The organism is Flavobacterium sp. GW821-FHT11G01 (assembly GCF_058808175.1).
In genome coordinates, this window is record NZ_JBXARK010000009.1 from 247,249 (window position 1) to 268,817 (window position 21,569).

The 21,569-nt window shown below is 33.2% G+C and carries 16 protein-coding genes and 2 tRNA genes; 8 read left to right on the forward strand and 10 right to left on the reverse strand.

All coding sequences use genetic code 11. From position 1 onward, the window contains the following. Positions 1–95: 95 nt before the first annotated feature. Positions 96–587, reverse strand: coding sequence for a nuclear transport factor 2 family protein (locus tag AC1RRN_RS17015; protein ID WP_492968440.1), 492 nt, complete (start codon positions 585–587; stop codon positions 96–98). Between the two features lie 429 nt (positions 588–1,016). Between AC1RRN_RS17015 and AC1RRN_RS17020 the strand changes: the two genes are divergently transcribed. After that, complete coding sequence (locus AC1RRN_RS17020) at positions 1,017–1,685, forward strand: hypothetical protein (RefSeq protein ID WP_492968441.1); 669 nt, start codon at positions 1,017–1,019, stop codon at positions 1,683–1,685. 144 nt (positions 1,686–1,829) lie between these two features. Here AC1RRN_RS17020 and AC1RRN_RS17025 read toward each other — a convergent pair whose 3' ends face one another. The 7 genes from AC1RRN_RS17025 to AC1RRN_RS17055 form a co-directional block, all read right to left on the reverse strand. Beyond that, positions 1,830–2,144 (reverse strand): HPF/RaiA family ribosome-associated protein, encoded by a 315-nt coding sequence (locus AC1RRN_RS17025; protein WP_026982687.1) that lies wholly within the window; start codon positions 2,142–2,144, stop codon positions 1,830–1,832. A gap of 151 nt (positions 2,145–2,295) precedes the next feature. Continuing rightward, positions 2,296–2,715, reverse strand: coding sequence for a very short patch repair endonuclease (locus AC1RRN_RS17030; RefSeq protein WP_492968442.1), 420 nt, complete (start codon positions 2,713–2,715; stop codon positions 2,296–2,298). Positions 2,716–2,824: 109 nt separating this feature from the next. After that, positions 2,825–3,607 (reverse strand): HNH endonuclease, encoded by a 783-nt coding sequence (locus tag AC1RRN_RS17035; RefSeq protein WP_492968443.1) that lies wholly within the window; start codon positions 3,605–3,607, stop codon positions 2,825–2,827. Between the two features lie 3 nt (positions 3,608–3,610). Then, entirely contained in the window at positions 3,611–5,332 is a 1,722-nt protein-coding gene (locus AC1RRN_RS17040) for a response regulator receiver domain (RefSeq protein WP_492968444.1), read from the reverse strand. 4 nt (positions 5,333–5,336) lie between these two features. Continuing rightward, positions 5,337–8,240, reverse strand: coding sequence for an ATP-binding protein (locus AC1RRN_RS17045; RefSeq protein ID WP_492968445.1), 2,904 nt, complete (start codon positions 8,238–8,240; stop codon positions 5,337–5,339). After that, a complete protein-coding gene (locus AC1RRN_RS17050; RefSeq protein WP_492968446.1) occupies positions 8,230–9,300 on the reverse strand; it encodes a DNA cytosine methyltransferase in 1,071 nt (356 codons plus the stop codon). The genes AC1RRN_RS17045 and AC1RRN_RS17050 overlap by 11 nt, the downstream gene beginning before the upstream one ends. Before the next feature lie 290 nt (positions 9,301–9,590). Beyond that, complete coding sequence (locus AC1RRN_RS17055; protein WP_492968447.1) at positions 9,591–12,059, reverse strand: AsmA family protein; 2,469 nt, start codon at positions 12,057–12,059, stop codon at positions 9,591–9,593. 241 nt (positions 12,060–12,300) lie between these two features. Between AC1RRN_RS17055 and trxA the strand changes: the two genes are divergently transcribed. Further along, a complete protein-coding gene (trxA, locus tag AC1RRN_RS17060) occupies positions 12,301–12,618 on the forward strand; it encodes a thioredoxin (protein WP_012023423.1) in 318 nt (105 codons plus the stop codon). A gap of 360 nt (positions 12,619–12,978) precedes the next feature. Here trxA and AC1RRN_RS17065 read toward each other — a convergent pair whose 3' ends face one another. Together AC1RRN_RS17065 and AC1RRN_RS17070 are read right to left on the reverse strand one after the other, a co-directional pair. Beyond that, positions 12,979–15,069 carry a tetratricopeptide repeat-containing sensor histidine kinase gene (locus AC1RRN_RS17065; protein ID WP_492968448.1) on the reverse strand — a complete coding sequence of 697 codons (2,091 nt, stop codon included), beginning with the start codon at positions 15,067–15,069 and terminating at the stop codon, positions 12,979–12,981. Continuing rightward, a complete protein-coding gene (locus tag AC1RRN_RS17070; protein ID WP_492968449.1) occupies positions 15,070–15,774 on the reverse strand; it encodes a LytR/AlgR family response regulator transcription factor in 705 nt (234 codons plus the stop codon). Positions 15,775–15,977: 203 nt separating this feature from the next. Between AC1RRN_RS17070 and AC1RRN_RS17075 the strand changes: the two genes are divergently transcribed. The 6 genes from AC1RRN_RS17075 (at position 15,978) to AC1RRN_RS17100 (ending at position 21,565) form a co-directional block, all read left to right on the forward strand. Beyond that, entirely contained in the window at positions 15,978–16,523 is a 546-nt protein-coding gene (locus AC1RRN_RS17075; protein ID WP_492968450.1) for a hypothetical protein, read from the forward strand. Between the two features lie 55 nt (positions 16,524–16,578). Beyond that, positions 16,579–17,169, forward strand: coding sequence for a hypothetical protein (locus AC1RRN_RS17080; RefSeq protein ID WP_492968451.1), 591 nt, complete (start codon positions 16,579–16,581; stop codon positions 17,167–17,169). A 238-nt stretch (positions 17,170–17,407) separates the two neighbouring features. Continuing rightward, positions 17,408–19,984 (forward strand): M1 family aminopeptidase, encoded by a 2,577-nt coding sequence (locus tag AC1RRN_RS17085; protein WP_492968452.1) that lies wholly within the window; start codon positions 17,408–17,410, stop codon positions 19,982–19,984. After that, positions 19,981–20,907, forward strand: coding sequence for a DUF58 domain-containing protein (locus AC1RRN_RS17090; RefSeq protein WP_492968453.1), 927 nt, complete (start codon positions 19,981–19,983; stop codon positions 20,905–20,907). Before AC1RRN_RS17085 ends, AC1RRN_RS17090 begins: the two co-directional genes overlap by 4 nt. 86 nt (positions 20,908–20,993) lie before the next feature. Next, positions 20,994–21,067 (forward strand) — tRNA-Asp (locus AC1RRN_RS17095). A 424-nt stretch (positions 21,068–21,491) separates the two neighbouring features. Further along, positions 21,492–21,565: transfer RNA gene (locus tag AC1RRN_RS17100), tRNA-Asp, on the forward strand. Positions 21,566–21,569 lie beyond the last annotated feature (4 nt).

The following is a 21,569-nucleotide window of genomic DNA, read 5'->3' on the forward strand; positions in this document are numbered from 1 at the left end:
GGCTAATATTGTCAATTGTATTATAATTAAATTGCTATTATTTTTTGTAAAGCCCTAGAAAAGTTAGGATTATAAGAAGAAACTTAGAAAATGTTTTATTTTTTCTTTAGCTTCTCGATCAAAGCATCTTCGATTGGTGCTTTTATTTTAATCGCAGCATCAACTTCGTCATTCGGAACCGTCATGGATAATACATAATGCTGAATTTTCCATTCTTTTCCCACTTTCACCAAAACGCCAGAACCGCGACAAATTTTCATTTGTGTATTAAGCAATTCATCAAACCAGGCAACCTTTCCGGCTTTATCAAAAAAGATATAACGTTCTAAAGCTGTAAAATTCCATGTTTTGCCGCTTTTAAAAAAGGGTTGTGCCCAAGTTTGAAAATCTGGTTTGACCCAATTTTCAGTAGGATCAGTTCCAATGAAAATCGCATCTTCCGTCATTGCATTAAAATAGTCGTCAAATTTCACATCAGCGGCGGCTTTGTGCCAGGCATCGAGTGTTTTGTTGATTTTTTCTTTTTCCGCATTTTGAGCATTTAGAAAAGTAGTAACAAATAATAAAAGTAAGATGGTTTTTTTCATGGTTTTGGTTATTTGAGTTAAAGGTAAGAAAAATTCTTTTTAAAGGTACAGAGGTACAGAGAGGCAAAGGGTCAAAGGTTTTTTAGACTTGCGCATGAATCTCACGCGAAGGCGCAGAGGCGCAAAGTTTTATTTATAGCTACAGATTAAAAAGATTATTTCACGCAGATTTAAGCAGATTTAATTTATAAATGATCTGCATAAATCTGCATAAATCTTTTTAAATCTGCGTGAAACAAAAACTTTGCGACTCTGCGTCTTTGCGTGAGAATTGACTCTGACAAAGCAAAACTTAAGAACAAAAAACTTTGCGCCTTCGCGCCTTTGCGAGATTAAATGACAAAGCAATTCAACATATAACTTAAAATCTCTTATATTACTTATATGGTGTAAATTTTTTTATATTTGAATGCTTTAAAATACCACATTATGAATCCGAAAATCTTTATCAGTTCGATTGTTATTAGTTCATTGTTTTTTGTGTCTTGCAAAAAGGAATTAGAACCTCAGGAAAGTACACCAACTTCTGAATTAGTTAAATTGGGATTGGTAAAAGATACAGCCAAAGTCAAGTCGGTAGTGGAGGCGCCACAGCCACAAACCAATCCGAATACGGTATTGGGTGAAACAAAAGGATTAAATCCGGCACACGGACAGCCAGGACATCGTTGTGATATTGCGGTTGGCGCACCGTTGAATTCGGCTCCAACGCAAGGACAAACGGCAACGGCGCAACCAACACAAACAGTACAAGTAAATCCGAATCAGAAAAATATGGTAACCACAACAACAGTTGCGGCGCCGGTAAAAGTAGGTAAAGGAATGAATCCATCACACGGTCAACCAGGTCACAGATGTGATATTCCGGTTGGAGCACCTTTAAATTCTCCTGTGGCAAAACCAGTTGCGGCAACACCAACGCCAAGCGGAAGTACTTCTCAAACTTTTACGGTTACACCACCAGCGGCTAATCAAAATGCAGTTCCGGCTTTATTAAGCACCGAAGCGCCTAAAGTTGCTGAAGGAATGAATCCGGCTCACGGACAACCCGGACACCGTTGCGATATCGCAGTAGGTCAGCCTTTACCAAAATCATAAAGGAAAGGGGCAAAGCTACAAAGGGGCAAAGGCACAAAGGAAATCAGACCTTTGTCCCTTTGTCTCTCTGAGCCTTTGAACCTATTTAAACATAAAAAAAAGACGTTTCAAATCGAAACGTCTTTTTTTTATGAAATCTTCTATCTAAAAAGTTTTTTGCTTTTCGAAAGTAGTGGTCAGTGTTTTTTTTGCTTTTGCCAAAGCGCCACTAAACGCTTTTTCAAGTGTATCTGAGTGTTCTGTAACGGTTATGGGTTGCAGTTTTGCTGTACGGACTTCGATTACACACTTCTTATCGTTTAAACTGAATTTCTCACCATTTTCATCTCCAAAATGAACTTCAACGCGGGTAATTTTTTCTTCAAAACGGGTAAGTCCTTTTTCTAATTCTCCAGAGAAATAAGCTTCTAATCTTTCGTGTCCTTCGATGTTTTTATCGGTATTGATTTGAATTTTCATATGGTTTATATTTTAATGATTATTCTCAAAGCTATCTTATTTTGGGTTAAAAGCCAAGTGAGTTAAGGAAACATTATGAAAATTTGTTGCGCTTTTTTGTCATTCCGAGGAACGAGGAATCCCCGCAAGTAGCTCCGTTGCAATTGTGAAACTAAAGCTGTTGTCTTTCGCTAATTACATTCTGAATTTCAAATAAACACAAATCTAAATTCTTTTTGATATCATTACTCCAGAAACGAAGAATTTTCCAGTTTTGAGATTCTAAATACGTATTGACTTCGATGTCTCTTTGCATATTTCGTTCGATTTTTTTGATCCAAAACTCTGGGTTGGTTTGTGGTTTTTTTCTAGTTTCCCAATCTTTTCCGTGAAAGAATTCTGAATCTACAAAAATGGCAATTTTGAGTTTTTTAAATGTGAAGTCCGGTTTGCCGAAGACTGTTTTGTTGTTTTTACGGTATCGATATCCTAAATTCCATAACGCTTTTGCCAAACGAACTTCTTCTTTGGTATTTGTGCTGCGAACAGCTTGCATGTTTTTGGATCTTTGTTCTGGAGTTAATTTGTCCATAACATTAAATTAGAAATTCAATATAAATTTACTAATTCGTTATGATTTATTAAATACAGCTTGTTTTAAAGTACTTATATAATTCGTATGACAAAGGAAGCTTTTACTGTTATATTGTAATCTGCTTATTAAAAATTGTATCAAGATGATATTCGAGGAATTCTTTTCTAGGTAAATATTTCTGAGCTACAATAATTTTTTGATTTTCAATTGGAGTAAAATATTTGATATAAAAATCATTTTCCTCTTTCTTTTTAATTATATCTGAGAATATTATTTCATGATTTGTATTTATTGCAATTAGTCCTTTATCAAAGGCTTTATCATAAAGTGCAGAAAAACAAATTCCATTTTCAGGATTTAATCGATGTTCCTCATTTTTAGACCAAGGAATAATATGACTTGCGAACAAGAGTTCTGGAATATCAATTCCTGTAATTGCACATTTTGTATCATAATTTGACAAAACCATCTCTCTGAAAACTGATTGATTGACTCTGGTTTTTACTTCATGAATTACATCTTTTCCTTTTAAAAGTGAAATGTCACGAAGTAATTCATGGTACTTTTTTTCTATTGTTGTGTTTTCTTTTTCAGCTAGGATTTGTTCACTTTGAAAAACTAATTCTTCTTGATTGTGGAAAAATTCATCCCAAATAGGTTGAACTATTTTTTTTCCTCCTGTCATGCCTTTAATTCCTCTTGCTTGCAATACAGGATCAACGCCTGCAAAGTTCACTAAACGAAATGTGATTGAACTAGAAGTTCTACCAATTAGATTGGCTAAATGAATAATATCGGGATTTGTACTATGCATTTTACCAAAAGGAATTTTCAAGTATAAATTGAAGGCTAGTATTAATTCATTTCTCGTCCAAAGATTTTTACCCATAATCTATTTTTTAGCAAAATCTACACCGACTCTAACAGGATGCCCGAAAGCATGATTGGCAATTCTTTGTGTGTAATTTGGTCTGATTGTTGTGATATAGGATAAAGTAGTATAGTCAAAATCAGCTCCTTTAGGTGCATTGGTTTCTATTCTAGTTATTTCAATATTATTATCTGTTATTTTATGATTAGTTACATGATATAATACTGGTTTTATATAAACAGGTTTGTATAAAAATTGTTCAAAATATTCTTTTTCTAAAATTGAGTTTTGAAGTTCTTTTTTTAGACTTTCTATTTCTGTAAGATTTTCTTCTTCCAATGCATCAGTTTCATTTTTATCACTTTCAGGTGCGATCCAAGAAACGACCTTTTTATTTGGCAGAAAACTAATAAATGCAGTGTCTCCCATTTTTAAGGCTAGTTCTGTTTTTATTGGATTGCCTTTTGCAAAATAAAAATTGTTTTGTATTTTAGAAGGTCTGTAGCAGTCGCATAAGGCAGTAATGCAGATATAATAATTGTTTTTATTATCAACAAAAACATCTCCAAAATTTAAAGATCTTAGATTTTCTGGAACTAAACTCTTTGTAATAATTGAGTTGTAGAATACATTCATATGAAATAAAGCATCTTCAGATGGCTCTTCTATATTTATTGATTCGTTGTCTAAAAATTCCTGATTTAACAATGATAATTTTGCAGTTCTTAAACTCATTGAGGCATGTTCAATAAGTAGATTTTTGATTAAATGTTTAAAAGGTTCATCCGAATCTTCTTTTTTAATGATATTCTTTCTATGGGCTAGAAGCGCATTTCGAGTTATTTTTAAAAGATTTGTATCTATAAAAGAGCTATTTTGAGAAAATATACTTTGCATTTCAAATCCCAATAATTGAGTAAAACTTTCATTACTTGAAGATATTTGATTAGAAAACCTCTCAATTAAGCTAGATGAATCTACATCCGCATCTTCTTCTTTGTTTTTTTGAATTATGGTTACTAATGTGTTATCTATCACCAAAGAGTTGGTTTCGGGAGAAATTATAGTTGGTTTTAGTAACTCTTTTTCAGGCTTATAGTATGCAGTATTGAGAGCAAATTTTGATAGCTTAAGAGCTTCAAAAATATTTGTCTCATCTGTAGCAGTCATTAGAACTTCGATCAAATTTACACCAGAATCATTTTTTTTAAGTTTAGGTATTAATTTAGAAATTGATTCTTTTTTAAAAATATTAAATTCACTAAATATAGGGTTTAAAAAATCTTCATATGCAGTAATTTGCTCTGCTACACCACGAAAATAAGACTCATTTTTCCCACTAAAATAACAGTATAAATTTTCATAGACAAAGTCAATTCTTGGATTAGAGGTATAAATAGCACAAAAATGAATGTTATTTTGTGATATTACATCTTTCAACATTTTTAATGAGTAATCAGATCCTTCTTCTCCATCTAAGTTCCAATCAAGAAGAACTAAATCTCTTCCTTCAAACAAGTACTTTTTTAAATCCATTTTGTTTTCGTCACCAGAAACAAATTTGTGAACTGATAATGAGATTCCATTTAATTTAAAGTTATTATAAAGGGATTTTGATAAATTACCTTCATAATTGCTATTATCTTCAGGTGAAGTATAAAAGGGCCAAGCTTTTTCATCAATAAAGATTGCTGATTTAATGTGGTTTTTAACAATGTCTAATGCAATTTCAGGATAACTCATAAATTTAATTTAAAGGCTTAATAACAAAACAAGCACCATTTAACGAATTGTAATTTTTATTATTTGTTGCATAAATGTCAAAATAACATTCATTCAAACTTTGTTTGGAAAGATATAAACCAATGCCTCTTCCATTTGGTCTATTCGAATAAAATAGCTGAAAAATCTTTTCTAGACGATGTTCTTCTATTTTTTGCCCTGAATTAATAATTAAAATTTCATCGCTATCTTTGAAATAATCAAATTTTATATGTTTTGAATTTGAATTTCTTACCCAATAGAAAGCATTGTTAACTATATTAATGAAAACAGTATGAATAATTGGCTCTTTGATATTGATAATATGGTTTTCGAATGATGTTGTTAGTTCAAAAGTTACATCACTTGAGCTAATTTTCGAAGCAAAAAACTTTTTCAAGTAATTAAAAATGGAACCACAATCTATATCTTTTGAAACGACACCTGAAATGCGGTAAAGAGGTGAAAGTAAGGCATACTTATCTTCTAATTGTTTAAAATTCTGCTTTAAAAATTTGAATTGTTCAAGATCAGTAAATAAATTATCGTTACTTAATCTGTCAATGGAATGATTTATTTTTGCATATAACTGATTAAATTCGTGATCGATAATTTCTACGGCAATCCCGAGTTGAGCAGTTTCTCTGGTTTGCTCCCACTGATATTTTATACTATCATATTCTGCTTTGTATGCACCTTGAACTAATTCTTCATCAATTTCAAAACTTAATTTATTAAGATGTTCAATTAACGGAAGTAATTCTTTGATAATTTGCTCTCTTAAGAATTCAAATTTATTACTGATATTTTCTGATTGAAACTTTACACTTTCTTTTGAGTCAATTGAATTGACTATATTTTCTTTATTAATGTTAAAATCTTCTAGTATTCTTTTGGATCGTAACGAATAGTCACTTAATAAAGAATCAAATTTTGTTTTTAAAACTTCTCTATTATCGGAGATTAATCGCTCAAGAGTTCCATTAAATTTTTGAAAATTTTTAGTAAATTCTATCTTTAATTCTTTTACTTCTAATTTTTCTTGAACTTTAATCATTAACTGTGCACTATCTTTTTTAATGTTGTCATTAAAAGAAACAAGCTTGTTTTCAAATTTATCTAAACGATCTAATTGCATGTCTGTTGGCTTGTATCGCTTCGGTATTTTTGGTAAAAGATTTTTATATTCTATATCTAAAGTGTGTAATCTGTCCAAAATATTTTCAATATCTGAATAAAGAATATTTTGAGCATTAGTTTTTTCTTCTAATTGTTTTAATAAATTCTTATATTCATTTTGGTATTCCTCTAGTCTATCTGAATATGTGTTTAAGGATTTTGTAAAAGCGACCTTCTCAGCAATTTCTCTTTTTTTATCTTCTTTTAATGCTTTTGATTGTTCGTTTATTTGGGCTTTTTTATCTAGAAAGATTGATTGTTTGGCTTTATCTCCAAAATATTCATTAGCTAAATCAATAAAGAAAGCAATTAAATCGGACTCAAAAGCTCTATAAGGAGCATTATTAATTAACCCTTCACGGCTTGATTTATCTTTTAAATTAAAATTCTCATTTCTTGAGAGCCCAATATATCCAAACATTCGGCGATAAGAAAAGAAACCAGTACTGGCTCTCTTGGACCTTCTTTCTTCAAATCTTAAGAAATCAACATTTGGCCTTCCATAAGGTAGTACTCTAAAATTATCTCTATAAATGTAAAGCCCACCATAATTCGTAACCTTCGTTTTTATTTTTGCAAAACTTTCATTTTCAAGTTTTGAAGAGTCTTCATCTCCTTGACTATAACCCAATTTAAGTGGGACATTTCCATAATAATTCCGAGGATCTTTTTTTCGAGGATTTGTATAGTTATGATTTATGTATTCGTCGTAAATTTTAATTTTGCCATTAAAATTACCAGCTCCATCAAATATACCATCAATAATGATATCGGCAAATTCATAATCTTTAGGTTCGAAAAAGTTGCCTTGTGAGGTAAGAAAATCATAAACCTCATTTTCTTTTTTGAAAATTGGAATAGTTGTGTTTATAGGAGATTTTTCGTCTTTAAAAACATTTGTAAAACCAGAGAGGCTTGAAAGAACAAACATCCTGTCTTCTATTTTATCTTCATCAGAATTTGTTAGTTCAACAATTTGGTCTATTGGTTCAAAAATTATAAATTTTGTTCCATTACTATTTTTAAGATTAATAATATCATTTATAATTTTTTCTTCTAGAAATTTTGGAATAAATGATTTAGTTACAGAAAATTCAATTTCTTTTTTTAGTTTTAATTGATCTCCCTCTTCCCATATTAAATTTCCATTAATGTCGTTTTCTTTCGAGAAATTTTTTAGAAAAGATTTTTTGAGCTTTTCAAATATTTCAATAAAATGACTTGTAGAGTCAATATTTTCAACAGGGATGTCAACATCATCTAAAAATAAATTATAATTTTCCAATAGTCGCCAATCGAAAAATAGGGCCTGTAGTGGATGTCCTTGTTTTTTAGTTAGCATGAGCATTGGATTACCTAGGAAAGCTACTGATAATCTTCCAATTCCTTTTTCGCCAGCTTTTATTCGAGGAGCTTTCCATAGTGTTTCTTCGCTTTCTTTTTCTTCAAGTGTGGCTCTGCTTTTAGAGTCTGTTCCTAATACCAGCCACTTCTCAAAAATATCATTTCTAGACATTCCTTTTCCGTCATCGGTCATTATAAATAACGGATTATTTAAGTCTTTATAGCCAGTGAGATAAATTTCAGCAGTTAAGTTATCCGCATATGCGTCGTAACCATTTTTCCATAGCTCGGTTATAGCTGTTGGCAAATCGGCTATTTGGCCTTTTCCTAATAAATCTACTGCTCTAGCTTTGGTTCTAAATTGCATCTAGATGATTTTTTATTATTGATTCTCCAATACATTTTGCATATTTTGGAGGGACTGCATTGCCAATTAGTCGGGCAATAGCAGAAGTGCTTGTTCCATGAAATTTGTAATGTTTCGGAAATGATTGTAATGTTGCCCCTTCACGTAAAGATAAAGCTCTGTTTTCTTCAGGATGCGCAAAACGACCGTTTGATATACTGAAAAACTTTGTGGTTATAGTTGGTGAAGGTCTGTCCCACCATAAACGACCAAAAGTATCTTTAAACCAATGGTCTTTTCCTATAAAACATGGTAACTGTAATTCAGGATCATTTGCAAAACCAAGCCTGTCTCCGCCGTCTTTTTTAATTTTTTCTAATCTTCTTTTATTAAGTTTAGAGACAGTTGGAACTGTATGAATAAATTCTGTATTGTCTTTATGACCATCATTAATTTTGGCAAAACCATTTGATTCCCCGATAACATCTCTCACAGTAACTTTTTTTCCTTCTTTTTTTATTGGATTTATCTTTTCCGTAGTTACACGATTTGCTATTAGGGTAAATCTTCTTCTACTTTGAGGAACTCCATAATCAGCGACATTATGAACTTCAAAGTGAACTACGTAGTTGTTTTTCTCTAACCAAATTATAAAATCTTCTAAGCCACTTTCATTTTTCTTTCTAAGAACACCTGGGACATTTTCAACTACTACGTATCCTGGATTAAAGTATTTTACAAATCTGGCGAATTCTATTAAAAGATTTGCGGATTTTGTGGATTTATCCCTATTGGTATTTATAATGCTCCAAAATTGACAAGGACTGCAACCAATCAAAATTAAATCATCATCATGCTTATTTAAATTTAATTTCGCTTCAAGCTCATCTTCTTTTAGATTAAAAACATCAGCATTAATAAATTTATTTTCACCAATATTTGCGTCATAGGTCTTTCTACAATTTTCTTCATTATCAATTCCTGCTAGAACATTTATACCAGCCTCTAGCATTCCATAACTCATACCACCGCCGCCACAAAAAAAGTCAACTGCTTTTAAAGTGTTAGTTTTATTCTCCATAATTAAATAATTCTTGAATGTTTACTTCAAGTGTGTTTTCAAATTTCCAATGATTAGTAACGAAAGATTTCAATTTTAGTTAAACGATATTTATTTGTAATATTTTTCTTTCAAATATATTAATAAATAAAATTCTATTAAAACTGAAGTAATTAATTTTAAAACAAATATACTTTATTAACTAAATACATTCGTTATGGAAAACCGTAATAACTTTAAAATTTTATATAGACAAGTGTATTAATAAATAACAAACCGTAATAGAGTATATATACGGATTTTTATTAAAATCACTTATTTTTCTTCCCCTTATCCTTCTTCCCCCACTTAATTTTCATTTTCCCGCCATCATCAACCGCAATTAAATGCAGAACAATGCCGCGGTCGCGAACGGCGTCGCGTTCGGCTTTGGTGGCGAGTTTGGCATCGTCTTTTGAGTTTCGGAGTGGGATGGTGAGGGCTAAATTAGTGCCGCGGCCAAAGGAATAAACACCTTCGGCATCGAAGTTGAGAACGCTGGAACTTATGGTTAGTTTGTTGACATCTACCTGTTCCCCGCGAAGTTTGAAATCGCCAGATAAATCACTGAAAGTGATGTTTTTGACATCACGAAGCGGAAAAGCAAATTTCCCTACTTTCATAATAGGCTCAAAGTTTACTAAAGCGCCTTGACCGACATTGAAAGTCAGATTTCCGTGCATCGAATTCGGAATTAATTCGCCATTGCCATTGATTAAACCGGTTACATTGGTATTGCTGGTAAGTTTTCCGTGGATATTATTTGGAGAAAAAGATTTGATTCCGAAGTTGCTAAAGGACTTTAGAAAACTGGTAATATCCACCTGATTGACCTGTGCGTTTGAGGCGAAACTATAATTTTTGCCAGTTGGAGAAAGTGTTGTACTAAAATTAATGCTTCCGCCACAAGTTTGCAGCGAACCGTTTTTAATCACCAATCTGGAATCGATCATCTGAATTTGCGCTTTGGTATTGGTTGCGGTCAATTTATTGTATGTGATTTTATCGGCTTTGAGGTTAATGTCAACAATGCATTTTTCGATGGCAGTTCGCAACTGATGCGACATAGATGGTTTTTTTGACGTTACTTTCTTTTTTTGTGAAGTAGCCAGAACGCCCAGAAACTGTTTGACATCGATACTTGGGCAATAGATATTCCAGTTTACGACCATTTTTTCTGGAGCATCGTAATAGAGATTGAGGAAATTATTGATTTTTCCGTCTATAAAAATGGTGTTGTTTTTATGTTTATAGGCAATTTTATTAATGATCAAAGCTTCTTGTGTAAACTCAAGTTGCACGTTGATTTTTTCGGCATGAATGTTTTTTGGAATAAAATGAAAGGAAACATTTTTAACGTCTACATTGCCAATAAAACGCGGTTTGGTGATGTATAAATTGACAATATCAAACTGAAATTTAAGATTGAGCGTGGCGTGACCTTCGGTAAAATGAATCCATTTTTCGGTGTTTTCTTCGTTAAAAACAGGAAGGTCAAAATCAGAATTTACAACTCCGGTTGCCAGTGGTTTTTCGAGATTGTTGATCGATAATTGTGCAATTTTAAGCGGAACATTTCTGTATTTTGCAGAAAAACGCGTTAAGATTACAGCTGAATTCGCGTCGCTAAAACCTTCCATTGGTTTGAAATTATTGGTAAAAATACCTTTGAAATTACAATCGGTCAATAATCCGTCCGGAATACTCAATTCGTTATTGTGAACTTCGGCCTGAACGACAATTCGCGGATCACCTTCGGCATTAAAATTGCCTTTGATGTCGCAGTTCACATCGATTTCTTTTTTTAAATTAAAGTGGTTCAGTTTTGAACTTATGTTTGCCGACAATAAATTCGAAGCGTTTTGCCATAAAATCGTAGTGCCGATATTGATGCCGAACAACGCGCTTCCTTTGGCTAAATTAAAAAAAGCCACAATATCAAATGCATCAGATCCAATTTTCAGGCCTTTGGTTTTTACGTCTATTTTTTCTTTTTCAGCAGAATAAGAAACATCAAAAGTTCCTTTAAGTTGTTTTTGTTTGGCAAAACTGCCGTGAACAGTATTAAAGGCCAAACTGTTAATTTGTGTATCCAGAAATACGTCTGTATGCCAGTCGTCGCCATCATAATCTACTTTCGATTGTAAACTGGCTACATCAAAATCAAATAATTTATGTCCAATTCGATTGTCTAAAGTAAAATGGACTTTGCTGAGGTCGACCTGGTCAATTGTGGTTTCAGTATCCGTTTTATTTTCGGGTGTTTTTTTCTTCTTTGGTTTAAAAATATCTGAGTTCGAATACCCATTTTCGGCTTTATAAAGATAAATTTGGGCGTCGTTGATCAGGATTTTATGAATGTTGATTTCTTTCTGCAATAAGCTCCAAACGTTTAAGCGCACTTCTATTTCTTTGGCTTTTAGTAAAGTATGTTTGTGAGTTTTCCATTGTTTGTCTTTAAGCTCAACGTCTTTTAAGGCCAGAGTGAAATTCGGCAATCCGGTTAAAAATTTATATTGAAAATCGCCAATATGAAAATCGCCATTTATATTATCGTTGATTTTAGTATTGATTTTGGCCATTATCTCGGTTTTGTTCCGATTGAAATAAATGGACAATCCGCCACCAGCAAGCAACACTAATGCGATAAGTCCTAAAACGAAAAAACCAAAACGTTTAGCGTATTTTTTAAAACGAACCGATTGCAAAAAGAGTTGCATTTTATGTAAAGTTTCTTTCATCTGGACGAATTTTCTTAATCATTAAAGATAATACAAAAAATTAAGTAATTTTAAGAATTTGGTTTTCAATTTATTAGAAGATAAAACGTTATGAATAACCAACATGTTAATTATATAACTATTGACAATGCATTTATAATCAAAACTAATTTGGGAATGGTGTTTCATTCGTATTTAATTTTTAAATTTGTACTCTAGTTTGAAGATTAATAATTCAGACATAATTTAAACCTAAGATATTATGGCATTAGCAATAACAGATGCTACTTTTGACGAAGTAGTTTTAAAATCAGATAAACCAGTAATGGTAGATTTTTGGGCAGCATGGTGCGGTCCTTGTAGAATGGTTGGACCAATCATCGACCAATTAAGCGACGAATACGCAGGTAAAGTTGTTGTTGGTAAAGTAGATGTAGATGCAAACCAGGAATTCGCTGCAAAATATGGTGTGCGTAACATACCAACCGTTTTGGTTTTTCATAACGGTGAAGTAGTAGGAAAACAAGTAGGAGTTGCTCCGAAACAAACCTATGCAGATAGTTTAGACGCTTTGTTGTAATCGTAAGATTATGATTTATATAAAAAAGGTTTGGCGAAAGTCAAGCCTTTTTTATTGGAATAAACTTTTGGGGAAGGTTTTTTAAACACATAGAGACATAGATATTAGCGGCTTAAAAAAAGGCATTTCATTAATTTAAACAAACATAGTATTACGTAAGCCTATTAGTTTAATTATTCTCATGAATTTAATGATACCTGCCTAATGTTTGTTTAAATAAGTGAAACGCCTCTATACACAAAGAAAAACCTATGTTTCTATGTGTTAAATAAAATAGTAAATTTTGAGGGATAAAGCCAGATTTTTACAAAGGCTATGTTTGTTAAAACAAGTGAAACGCCTTTACACACAAAGAAAGACCTATGTCTCTATGTGTTTAAAAATGATCGTAAATGTTGTTCCGCTTTCCGGTTTTGAAATTACTTCGATTTTGCAATTAATTGCCGTTGCTAAATCCCGAATTAAATGCAGCCCTAAACCTGATTTGATTCCTATAACTTCTGAATCATCATATAAGGCTTTGAATTTTTCCTGTGTTCCGCCCGGACCGTTGTCGGTTATGGAGAGATAGGTTTGATTGTCTTTTTGCCAGGCTTTCCAGATTATTTTCCCGTTTGCGGTTTTGTCGAGTGCTTTAATGGCGTTTCCGGTTAGGTTTCGGATGATGGTTTTAAGGTAATTTTCATCGGTATTTATAATGATGTTTTCAGAATCTTTAAATGAAATTTTGATATTTTCAACGCTAGCAAAATGTTTTTGTGTTTCCTCAAATAAAGCAGCAATCGGAAAGGGATGAAACTGAGGCTTAAAGTTTTCCATCTGACCTTTGCTCCACAATAAAATATCTTCCATAGACGATAATAAATTCTCGGCTCCGGAAATAACTTTCGTCTGCATTCTTAAAGCCATTGCTTCGTCAATTAATTCCGGATTTTCTTTTTGAAGATGTAAAAAGTGAATCAAATTCGAAACCGGACTTCGCAAATCGTGATTTAAAATCGCAAAGAAACGGGCTTTTATTTTATTGGCTTCATCCAGTTCCTGATTTAAAACTTGTAGTTTCTGATTGGTTTTTTTTCGGTCATGATTTTGTTTGAACAGCAATAATCCTATAACGGCAACGAGTGCTAATCCGGAAATTAAATACAACCGTTGTTTTTTGGCTTCGGCAATCTGAATGTTTTTGATCGTATTTTGCGAAGAAAGGTTTTTTATTTCCTGTCCTTTTGTTTTGTTTTGATAACGGGCTTCAGCATTGGCAATATTTTGTTTTGCTGATTCCTGCAGCATTTCATCATTAAACGTGGTGTAAATTTCATTATAATGAAAAGCTTCTTTCCAAAGTCCAAGCGCAGCATAACTTTGAGATAGTTTTTTATTAATGTTTATAAAAGATTCCTTGTCGTATGTGAGCGCATTTTGAGAAGCTTTTTTTAGAATTTCGATAGCATTTTGGTATTCACCTTTTTCATATAGAACCCTTCCCATAATGGCATTTGCTTCCATCAGAATATCTTCATCATTGGATTTCTGAGCCAGTACAATAGCTTTTTTAGCATAATTAAAGGCAGTATTTGTTTGACCTTCGTTTGCATAATATTCAGATACGCTTCGGTTAGCAAAACTCAGATTAAGAAATAAAGAATCTTTTTTAGAGGGAAAAGTATAGGTTAAATTGTAATATTTTTGAATGCTGTCAAGGTTTTTCAAAGGAACAAAACACTGTAAATAATAATTGCATGAAAAAGCACTGATGTATGGAGAGGTTTTAATAAAAGGCTGCGCATAATTTAAATACTCAATGGCTTTATTGTACTGTTTCATTTTAGTATATGCCGCAGCAATCTGACTATACGATACGCCAATAGTTTCATCGTTGGGAACACTTTTTTTAAGCAGTTTTTTATAATTAATGGCTTTTAACTGATAACTGATAAATATTTCATATTGAGCATTATCTAAATAATATTCACCCAGACTGCCGTATAGAACAGATTTTGTGTATGTACTTTTTGTAGTGTCCAGAACTTGCCCGATATACTTTATGAGTTCTTTTCTTTTTGAAGTTTCGTTAAGGGCATAATACGTATAACTAAGACGCATTAAAGCAGAAGTTTCATTTTTAAGGTGTCTGGCTTTTTTCGCATATTGTAATGCGATTTCATAATTGATCATCGCCTCTTTATTCTGATTGTTATTGAATTCGTAGGCATTTCCTTTTAAGAAGTAAAATCTTGATTTATAGGCGAGATGATTTTTAGAAAGTTCAATTCCTTTTTGTGCAACAGTTATCAGTTTGGGATAGTTTTCAGCATCTAAAATCTGATTGGTGTATTTTAACCATGCTTTTAGTTTTTCTGCTGTCGTTTTATATCGCGTTAAATTAGGTTCTTGCTGTGCAAAAACAGAAACGGTGATTAAAAACAGCAACCAAAAACTGATTTTCTTCATCTAGATCAGGTTTAGGTTTTCTTTATAGCTTCTTCCCACTGGAATTGAAACATTATTGTTTAAAATAATTTCGGTCGAATTCATTTTCTGAATAAACTGTTTTTGGACTGCATAGCTTCTGTGAATTCTAATAAACGATTGAAAATGATCTTCTTTCAAAAGATTTCCAATACTTGATAAAACGCAATGCCTTTTTTTATTGGTGATAATCAAAGTGTAATCTTTTAAGGCTTCGAGATATAAAATTTCGTGCAGTTTTACTTTTGTCTGTTCGTGGCCTTCTTTAATATAAATAGTATCACCGCCAATACTGGCTTCAAAAAGAGAAGCTTTGAGTTTAACTTCCATAAATTCTTCAATCCTGCTTACGGTTTGCGAAAAGCGATCGAGTTTTAATGGTTTTACGATAAAATCGAGTGTTTCGATTTCAAAACTTTCTACAGCATGTTCCGAATGCGCGGTTATAAAAATACAAACCGGGACTTCTAACGCTTTTTTACGGAACTCAATTCCGCTTAAACCCGGCATATCAATATCGAGAAACAAGATATCAATGTCTGTGGTGTCAATAAAAGGAAGTGCCTCTTCAGCCGATTCAAAAACGCCCAAAATATCCAGAACAGGAAATTTTTTGGCAAACGACAATACTGTCAGCCTGTCAATTTCGTCGTCGTCAACGATAATACAAGAGTATTTTTTGGTCATTTATTTAGTTTTTGCGTCGTCTGTCTATTTTAAATGTCGTCTGTCTATTAGTAGTTTTTAGGCCGATTTTAATCCTGCAAATTTGCCTTGTAATATTTCATCAGTGAAAAATAAAATCCAATTTATAATCCTTTTGAGTTTTACAAAAATAATGTTATTGAATTAAAAAAGAATCATTTAACGAATTTTAAAACTAAATTATTATGAAAATTTTAAAAACCATTTTAACTCTATTTTCTATCGCAATTTTCGCTGCTTCTTGCAGTAGTGATGATGGAGTTGACGGAACTAACGGAACTAACGGAGTTGACGGACAGCCAGGAACACCAGGAACGGCAAATGTTATATATAGTGCATGGATAAATGCTCCTGCAGCCGCAGCAGAAACGGTAGACGGAACTTCCGGAATGTCTACAACAATTAATGCGCCGCAACTATCAGAAGACATTCTTGCCAAAGGGACCATATTGGTTTATGTGTCTTTTGGATCAGGAACTTTTTCATTGCCTTATACCTCAACAGCAGGTGGATTTGTTAATACGATAACCGCTATTTCTTCTTCTAAAAAAATCAAATTATTCCGCTTTAGACATGACGCAGGAGGAACTGTTAATATTCCAACCTCACTATCATGGCGCTATATTTTGATTCCGGGTGGTGTTGCTGCAGCGACAGCAAAAACAATAAAACCGGATTATGCCAAAATGAGTTACGAAGAAGTTTGTGCGCATTTCAATATTCAACCTTAATTTTTTTAAATAACGTAATCAATAAACCAGATAAGAACACTAAAATTATATTATTATGAAATTTTTAAAAATCCTTTTTACCCTTTTAGCAGTTGCCTTATTTACTGTTTCGTGCAGCAGCGACGACGACAAAGACACCGTTAAGTATAATGAAGAAAATCCGTTAGACGCTTATATGGCGGGATCAGGATTTAGCCAAAAAGCTGTCGATGTAAAAAACTCAGGAATTTATGAATATGGTTTCAGCTTTAAGCCAACCGTAACCGGAAAAATAAAATCTTTGATTGTAAAAATTCCGGATGTAAATAATGCATTAAGAATTACTATTTGGGATGTGGCAACGAAGACCGTTATAAAATCGGAGACTATTAACGTTCCGACAGCGAATGTTACTGTAGAAAAAACTATTGCTCCTATTGCTTTAACGAAAGATAAGGAATACTTTTTTACCGTAAACAGCGACGACTGGATTAACAGAACAAAAACCGACGGATCTGCAGTGACTTACCCTATAGTAGCCGGAAACATTACAATTACGGGTTATGCTTATATCTCAAGCACGGCGGCAGAAACTATTTTTCCAACCAATGCGCGTAATACCTATTACGCAGGTGATATGACTTTTAAATTTCAACAAACGGAGTAATTTGTTTTTTATATAGTTTGAATTAGTAGTTTTGAAGGTTTGACGTAAGTCAGGCCTTTTTTATTGCGATAGATTAAAGAGGGCCAAGATTTTCCGCCACGAATTCACGAATTTTATTTTATACAATTGTTTTAAAAAATAATTCGTGAATTCGTGGCGGTTTTTTTAAACAACAGACGGAATATCTTCCAGAACCAATCCTTTTTTTTTATTTTTAACGAATCTTATATTCTTAAAAATGAAAATCCGCTACAGCTTTCTTTGTCTTTTTACTTTTATTACAATTGGTTTTTCTCAGTCGAAACAAAAAGGAAATCTTGTTTTAGAAAATGGTGTTTCAGAGCAAATGGCCGTTTTTCGCAAACAGCAAATCTCCAATGTTTCTTATGGATTGTCTTTTGAAATTCCGAATCAGAGAGAGCAGGATATTATTTCCAGTTTAAATTTAGAATTGATCGTTTCAGATTTGAGTCAGCCTTTGTATTTGGACTTTAAGGAGAAATCGGAGAATATAAAATCAGTTTCAGCAAACGGGAAAAATATAGCCATTTTGCACGAAAAAGGACATGTTGTTATTCCGGCTGAAAGTTTGATTTCAGGAAAAAATACAATTACCATTTCTTTTATTGCAGGTAATTTATCTTTAAACCGCAACGACGATTTCTTATATACTTTATTGGTTCCGGATCGCGCGAGTACTCTATTTCCGTGTTTCGATCAGCCGGACATTAAGGCGACTTATAAACTGAGTTTGACGGTGCCAAAAGATTGGACGGTTTTGGCTGGCGCCGATGTCAAAGAGAAAGTCGAAAAAGGGGATTTTACAACTTATACTTTTGGAGAATCCGACAAAATGAGCACGTATCTATTTTCATTTGTTGCTGGTAAATTCAAAAGCGTCACACAAAAACCGGGCAATTTAGAAATGACCATGTTGTATCGCGAAAATAATCCGGAGAAGATTCAGGTTAGCACCGATACGATTTTCAAATTGCATGAACAATCATTAGAATTCTTAGAAAAATATACCAAACAAAAGTTTCCTTTTCAGAAATTGGATTTTGCTTCAATTCCGGTTTTTCAATATGGCGGAATGGAACATATTGGCGCCATTCAATACCGAGAATCGACTTTGTTTTTGGACAACAGCGCAACCGACAGCGAGAAATTAGACCGTGCGAAACTGATTGCGCACGAGACTTCGCACATGTGGTTTGGCGATTTGGTAACAATGAAATGGTTTGATGATGTCTGGATGAAAGAAGTCTTTGCGAATTTTATGGCAGACAAAATCATGAATCCGATTTTCCCGAAAGTGAATCATAATTTACAGTTTTTTAGCGCACATTATAGTAACGCTTACGCGGAAGACCGTTCATTGGGTACACATCCGATTAAGCAGCATTTAGCCAATTTGAAAGATGCCGGTTCTCTTTACGGCGCTATAATTTATAACAAAGCGCCCATTATGATGCGCCAGTTGGAAGCTTCGATGGGAAAGGAAGCTTTTCAAAAAGGAATCGAGAAATACATTCAAAAATACGCGAACAGTAATGCTGACTGGAATAATTTAGTTGAAATTCTGGATGCCGAAACACCGCTCGATATGAAAAAATGGAGTGAAGTTTGGGTAAATAAATCCGGAAGAGCGATTTTCTCAGACAAAATCGAATATGATTCTAAAAATCGAATCAAAAGCTTTGAAATTATTCAAAAAGCAGAAGATAAATCTAACAATATCTGGCCTCAGGTTTTTCAGATTGGGTTAGTTTATGTAGATAATGTGAAGGTTTTAAACGTCAATATAAAAGATAAAAACCTTCTTTTGAAAGAAGCAGTCGGACTTGAAAAACCGATGCTTGTCGTTTATAATTATAATGGTTTTGGATACGGTGTTTTTCCGCTTGACGGGAATCATTTAAATGCTATTTCAACATTGAAAGATGAGGTTGCGAGAGCTTCTTCTTATAGTAATCTTTATGAAAATATGTTGGTTGGAAATGTTTCGCCAGAAAAAGCTTTTGATTGTTTCTTGAAAGGAATTCAAACAGAAGAAAATGAATTGGTTTTAAGAATTGCTTCTAATAATCTGAATTCGGTTTTTTGGAAATTCCTGACAGAAAAGCAACAGCATAAAGTTAAGCAACAACTTGAGGCTATTTTATACGAAAGATTGCAAACGAATTTGACAAGCAATATCAAAAAAACGTTATTTAATTTATTCAGCTCAATTGCTTATTCTGATTCGGCGAAAGCCAAATTATATCAGATTTGGAATAAAGAAACGATGATTTCGAATTTGAAATTAAACGAAGACGATTACACGAATATTGCGATGAATCTGGCCATTTTTAAACATGAAAAAGCAGCTGAAATTCTGGAGAAAACCAGAACAACTATTACAAATCCAGACAAACAAAAGCGATTTGAGTTTTTATTGCCGTCATTATCAAAAGACGGATCGGTTCGAAATGCTTTTATGGAATCGCTAAAAGACGATAAAAACAGAGAAAAAGAATCATGGGTTTCTGTTGGTTTGGCGAATTTCCATCATCCTTTGCGTCAAGAAAGTGCGCAAAAATATATCCGATTTTCATTAGATTTAGTTGATGAAATTCAGCGAACCGGAGATATTTTCTTTCCGAAAGATTGGCTGAATAATACGGTTGGGAAATATTCTTCGAAATATGCTTTTGATGAAGTACAGCGTTTCTTAAAAGAAAACCCTAATTTTAGTCCGATATTAAAACGAAAATTATTGCAGGCGACAGACGGTTTGTACCGCGCCCAAAATATTAAAAAAGAAACCGAATGAAAATTGAATCGGAAATAGAGAAAGTCTCCAGTTTTCAGCATCTCGAAATGCTGGCGAATCAGGTTGTAGAAGGTTTTATATCCGGAATGCACAAGAGTCCGTTTCATGGATTTTCAGCTGAATTTGCTGAACATAAAGTTTATAACGCCGGAGAAAGCACCAAACATATTGATTGGAAATTATTTGCCAAAACGGATCGTTTGTACACTAAACGTTTTGAGGAAGAAACCAATTTACGTTGTCATCTTATTGTAGATAATTCGTCGTCGATGCATTATCCGGAACTGAAATCGAATCAGCCTTTTTATGAAAAGAAGATTGGTTTTGCGGTTTTGGCTTCGGCAGTTTTGATGAACATTTTAAAGAAACAGCGTGATGCCGTTGGGTTAAGCGTTTTCTCAGATAACTACGAATATTACGCTCCCGAAAAAGGGAGTGATCGTCATCATAGAATGTTGCTTAATAAACTGGAGCAATTATTAGAACAGCCAAAAGTCAAAAAAAGCACGGATACCATTACATATCTGCATCAGATTGCAGAGAAAATGCACCGTCGTTCTATGATTATTCTGTTTACGGATATGTTTCAGTTCGAAGACGATGAAAAGCTTTTTAATGCCTTGCAACATCTTAAACACAACAAACATAAAGTAGTTTTGTTTCATGTCGTAGATCATGAAACCGAGTTGAAATTCGATTTTGATAATACACCAAGGAAGTTTATCGACGTAGAATCAGGCGAAGAAGTATCAATTTTTGCTGATAATGTCAAAATAGAATATGAAAAAAGGGCAGAAGCTTACTTTAAAAACCTGGCTTTAACCTGTGCAAAGAACCAAATTAAGTATGTTCCGGTGAATGTTGGCGATAATTTTGAAAAAATCCTGACTACATATTTAGTTGAAAAACAAAACTTTGGCTAAGGATTTAAAAATATATTTAATTTTTTTTAGCAAAACACTTGCAGAAATGAAATTCTGTACTATCTTTGCAACCGCAATAACGCAGAGGTTTGGTAGTTCAGTTGGTTAGAATACATGCCTGTCACGCATGGGGTCGCGGGTTCGAGTCCCGTCCAGACCGCAATATTGGGAAAAGCCTTTCTTTTAAGAAAGGCTTTTTTGCCCAAAAACGGTATCTAAGATTAGTTGTGTTGTTTGCTACGACTTTGTAACTCGTAGCTGGTTTAGTAGTTAGACCAATGAAAAGCTTTCCACTTTTGTGGATGGCTTTTTTGATTTACGACACTTTTGATTTTTTGGTTTAACCGCAAAGAGCGCTAAGATTTACGCAAAGGTTCGCAAAGTTTATATATAGCTTTGCGAACCTTTGCGCTTTTAGCCTTGCGTTCTTTGCGGTTAAATCGCGGCTTTTTTGTTTTTCAAAGTTGAAATTTAGAATTTAAAAGATTGGAATTTAACCAATTAAAAATTTCTCAATTTTTATTCCTAAAAACCCTTGCAGAATCAAAGTTCTGTTGTATTTTTGCACTCACAATAACGCAGTTGGTTTGGTAGTTCAGTTGGTTAGAATACATGCCTGTCACGCATGGGGTCGCGGGTTCGAGTCCCGTCCAGACCGCAAT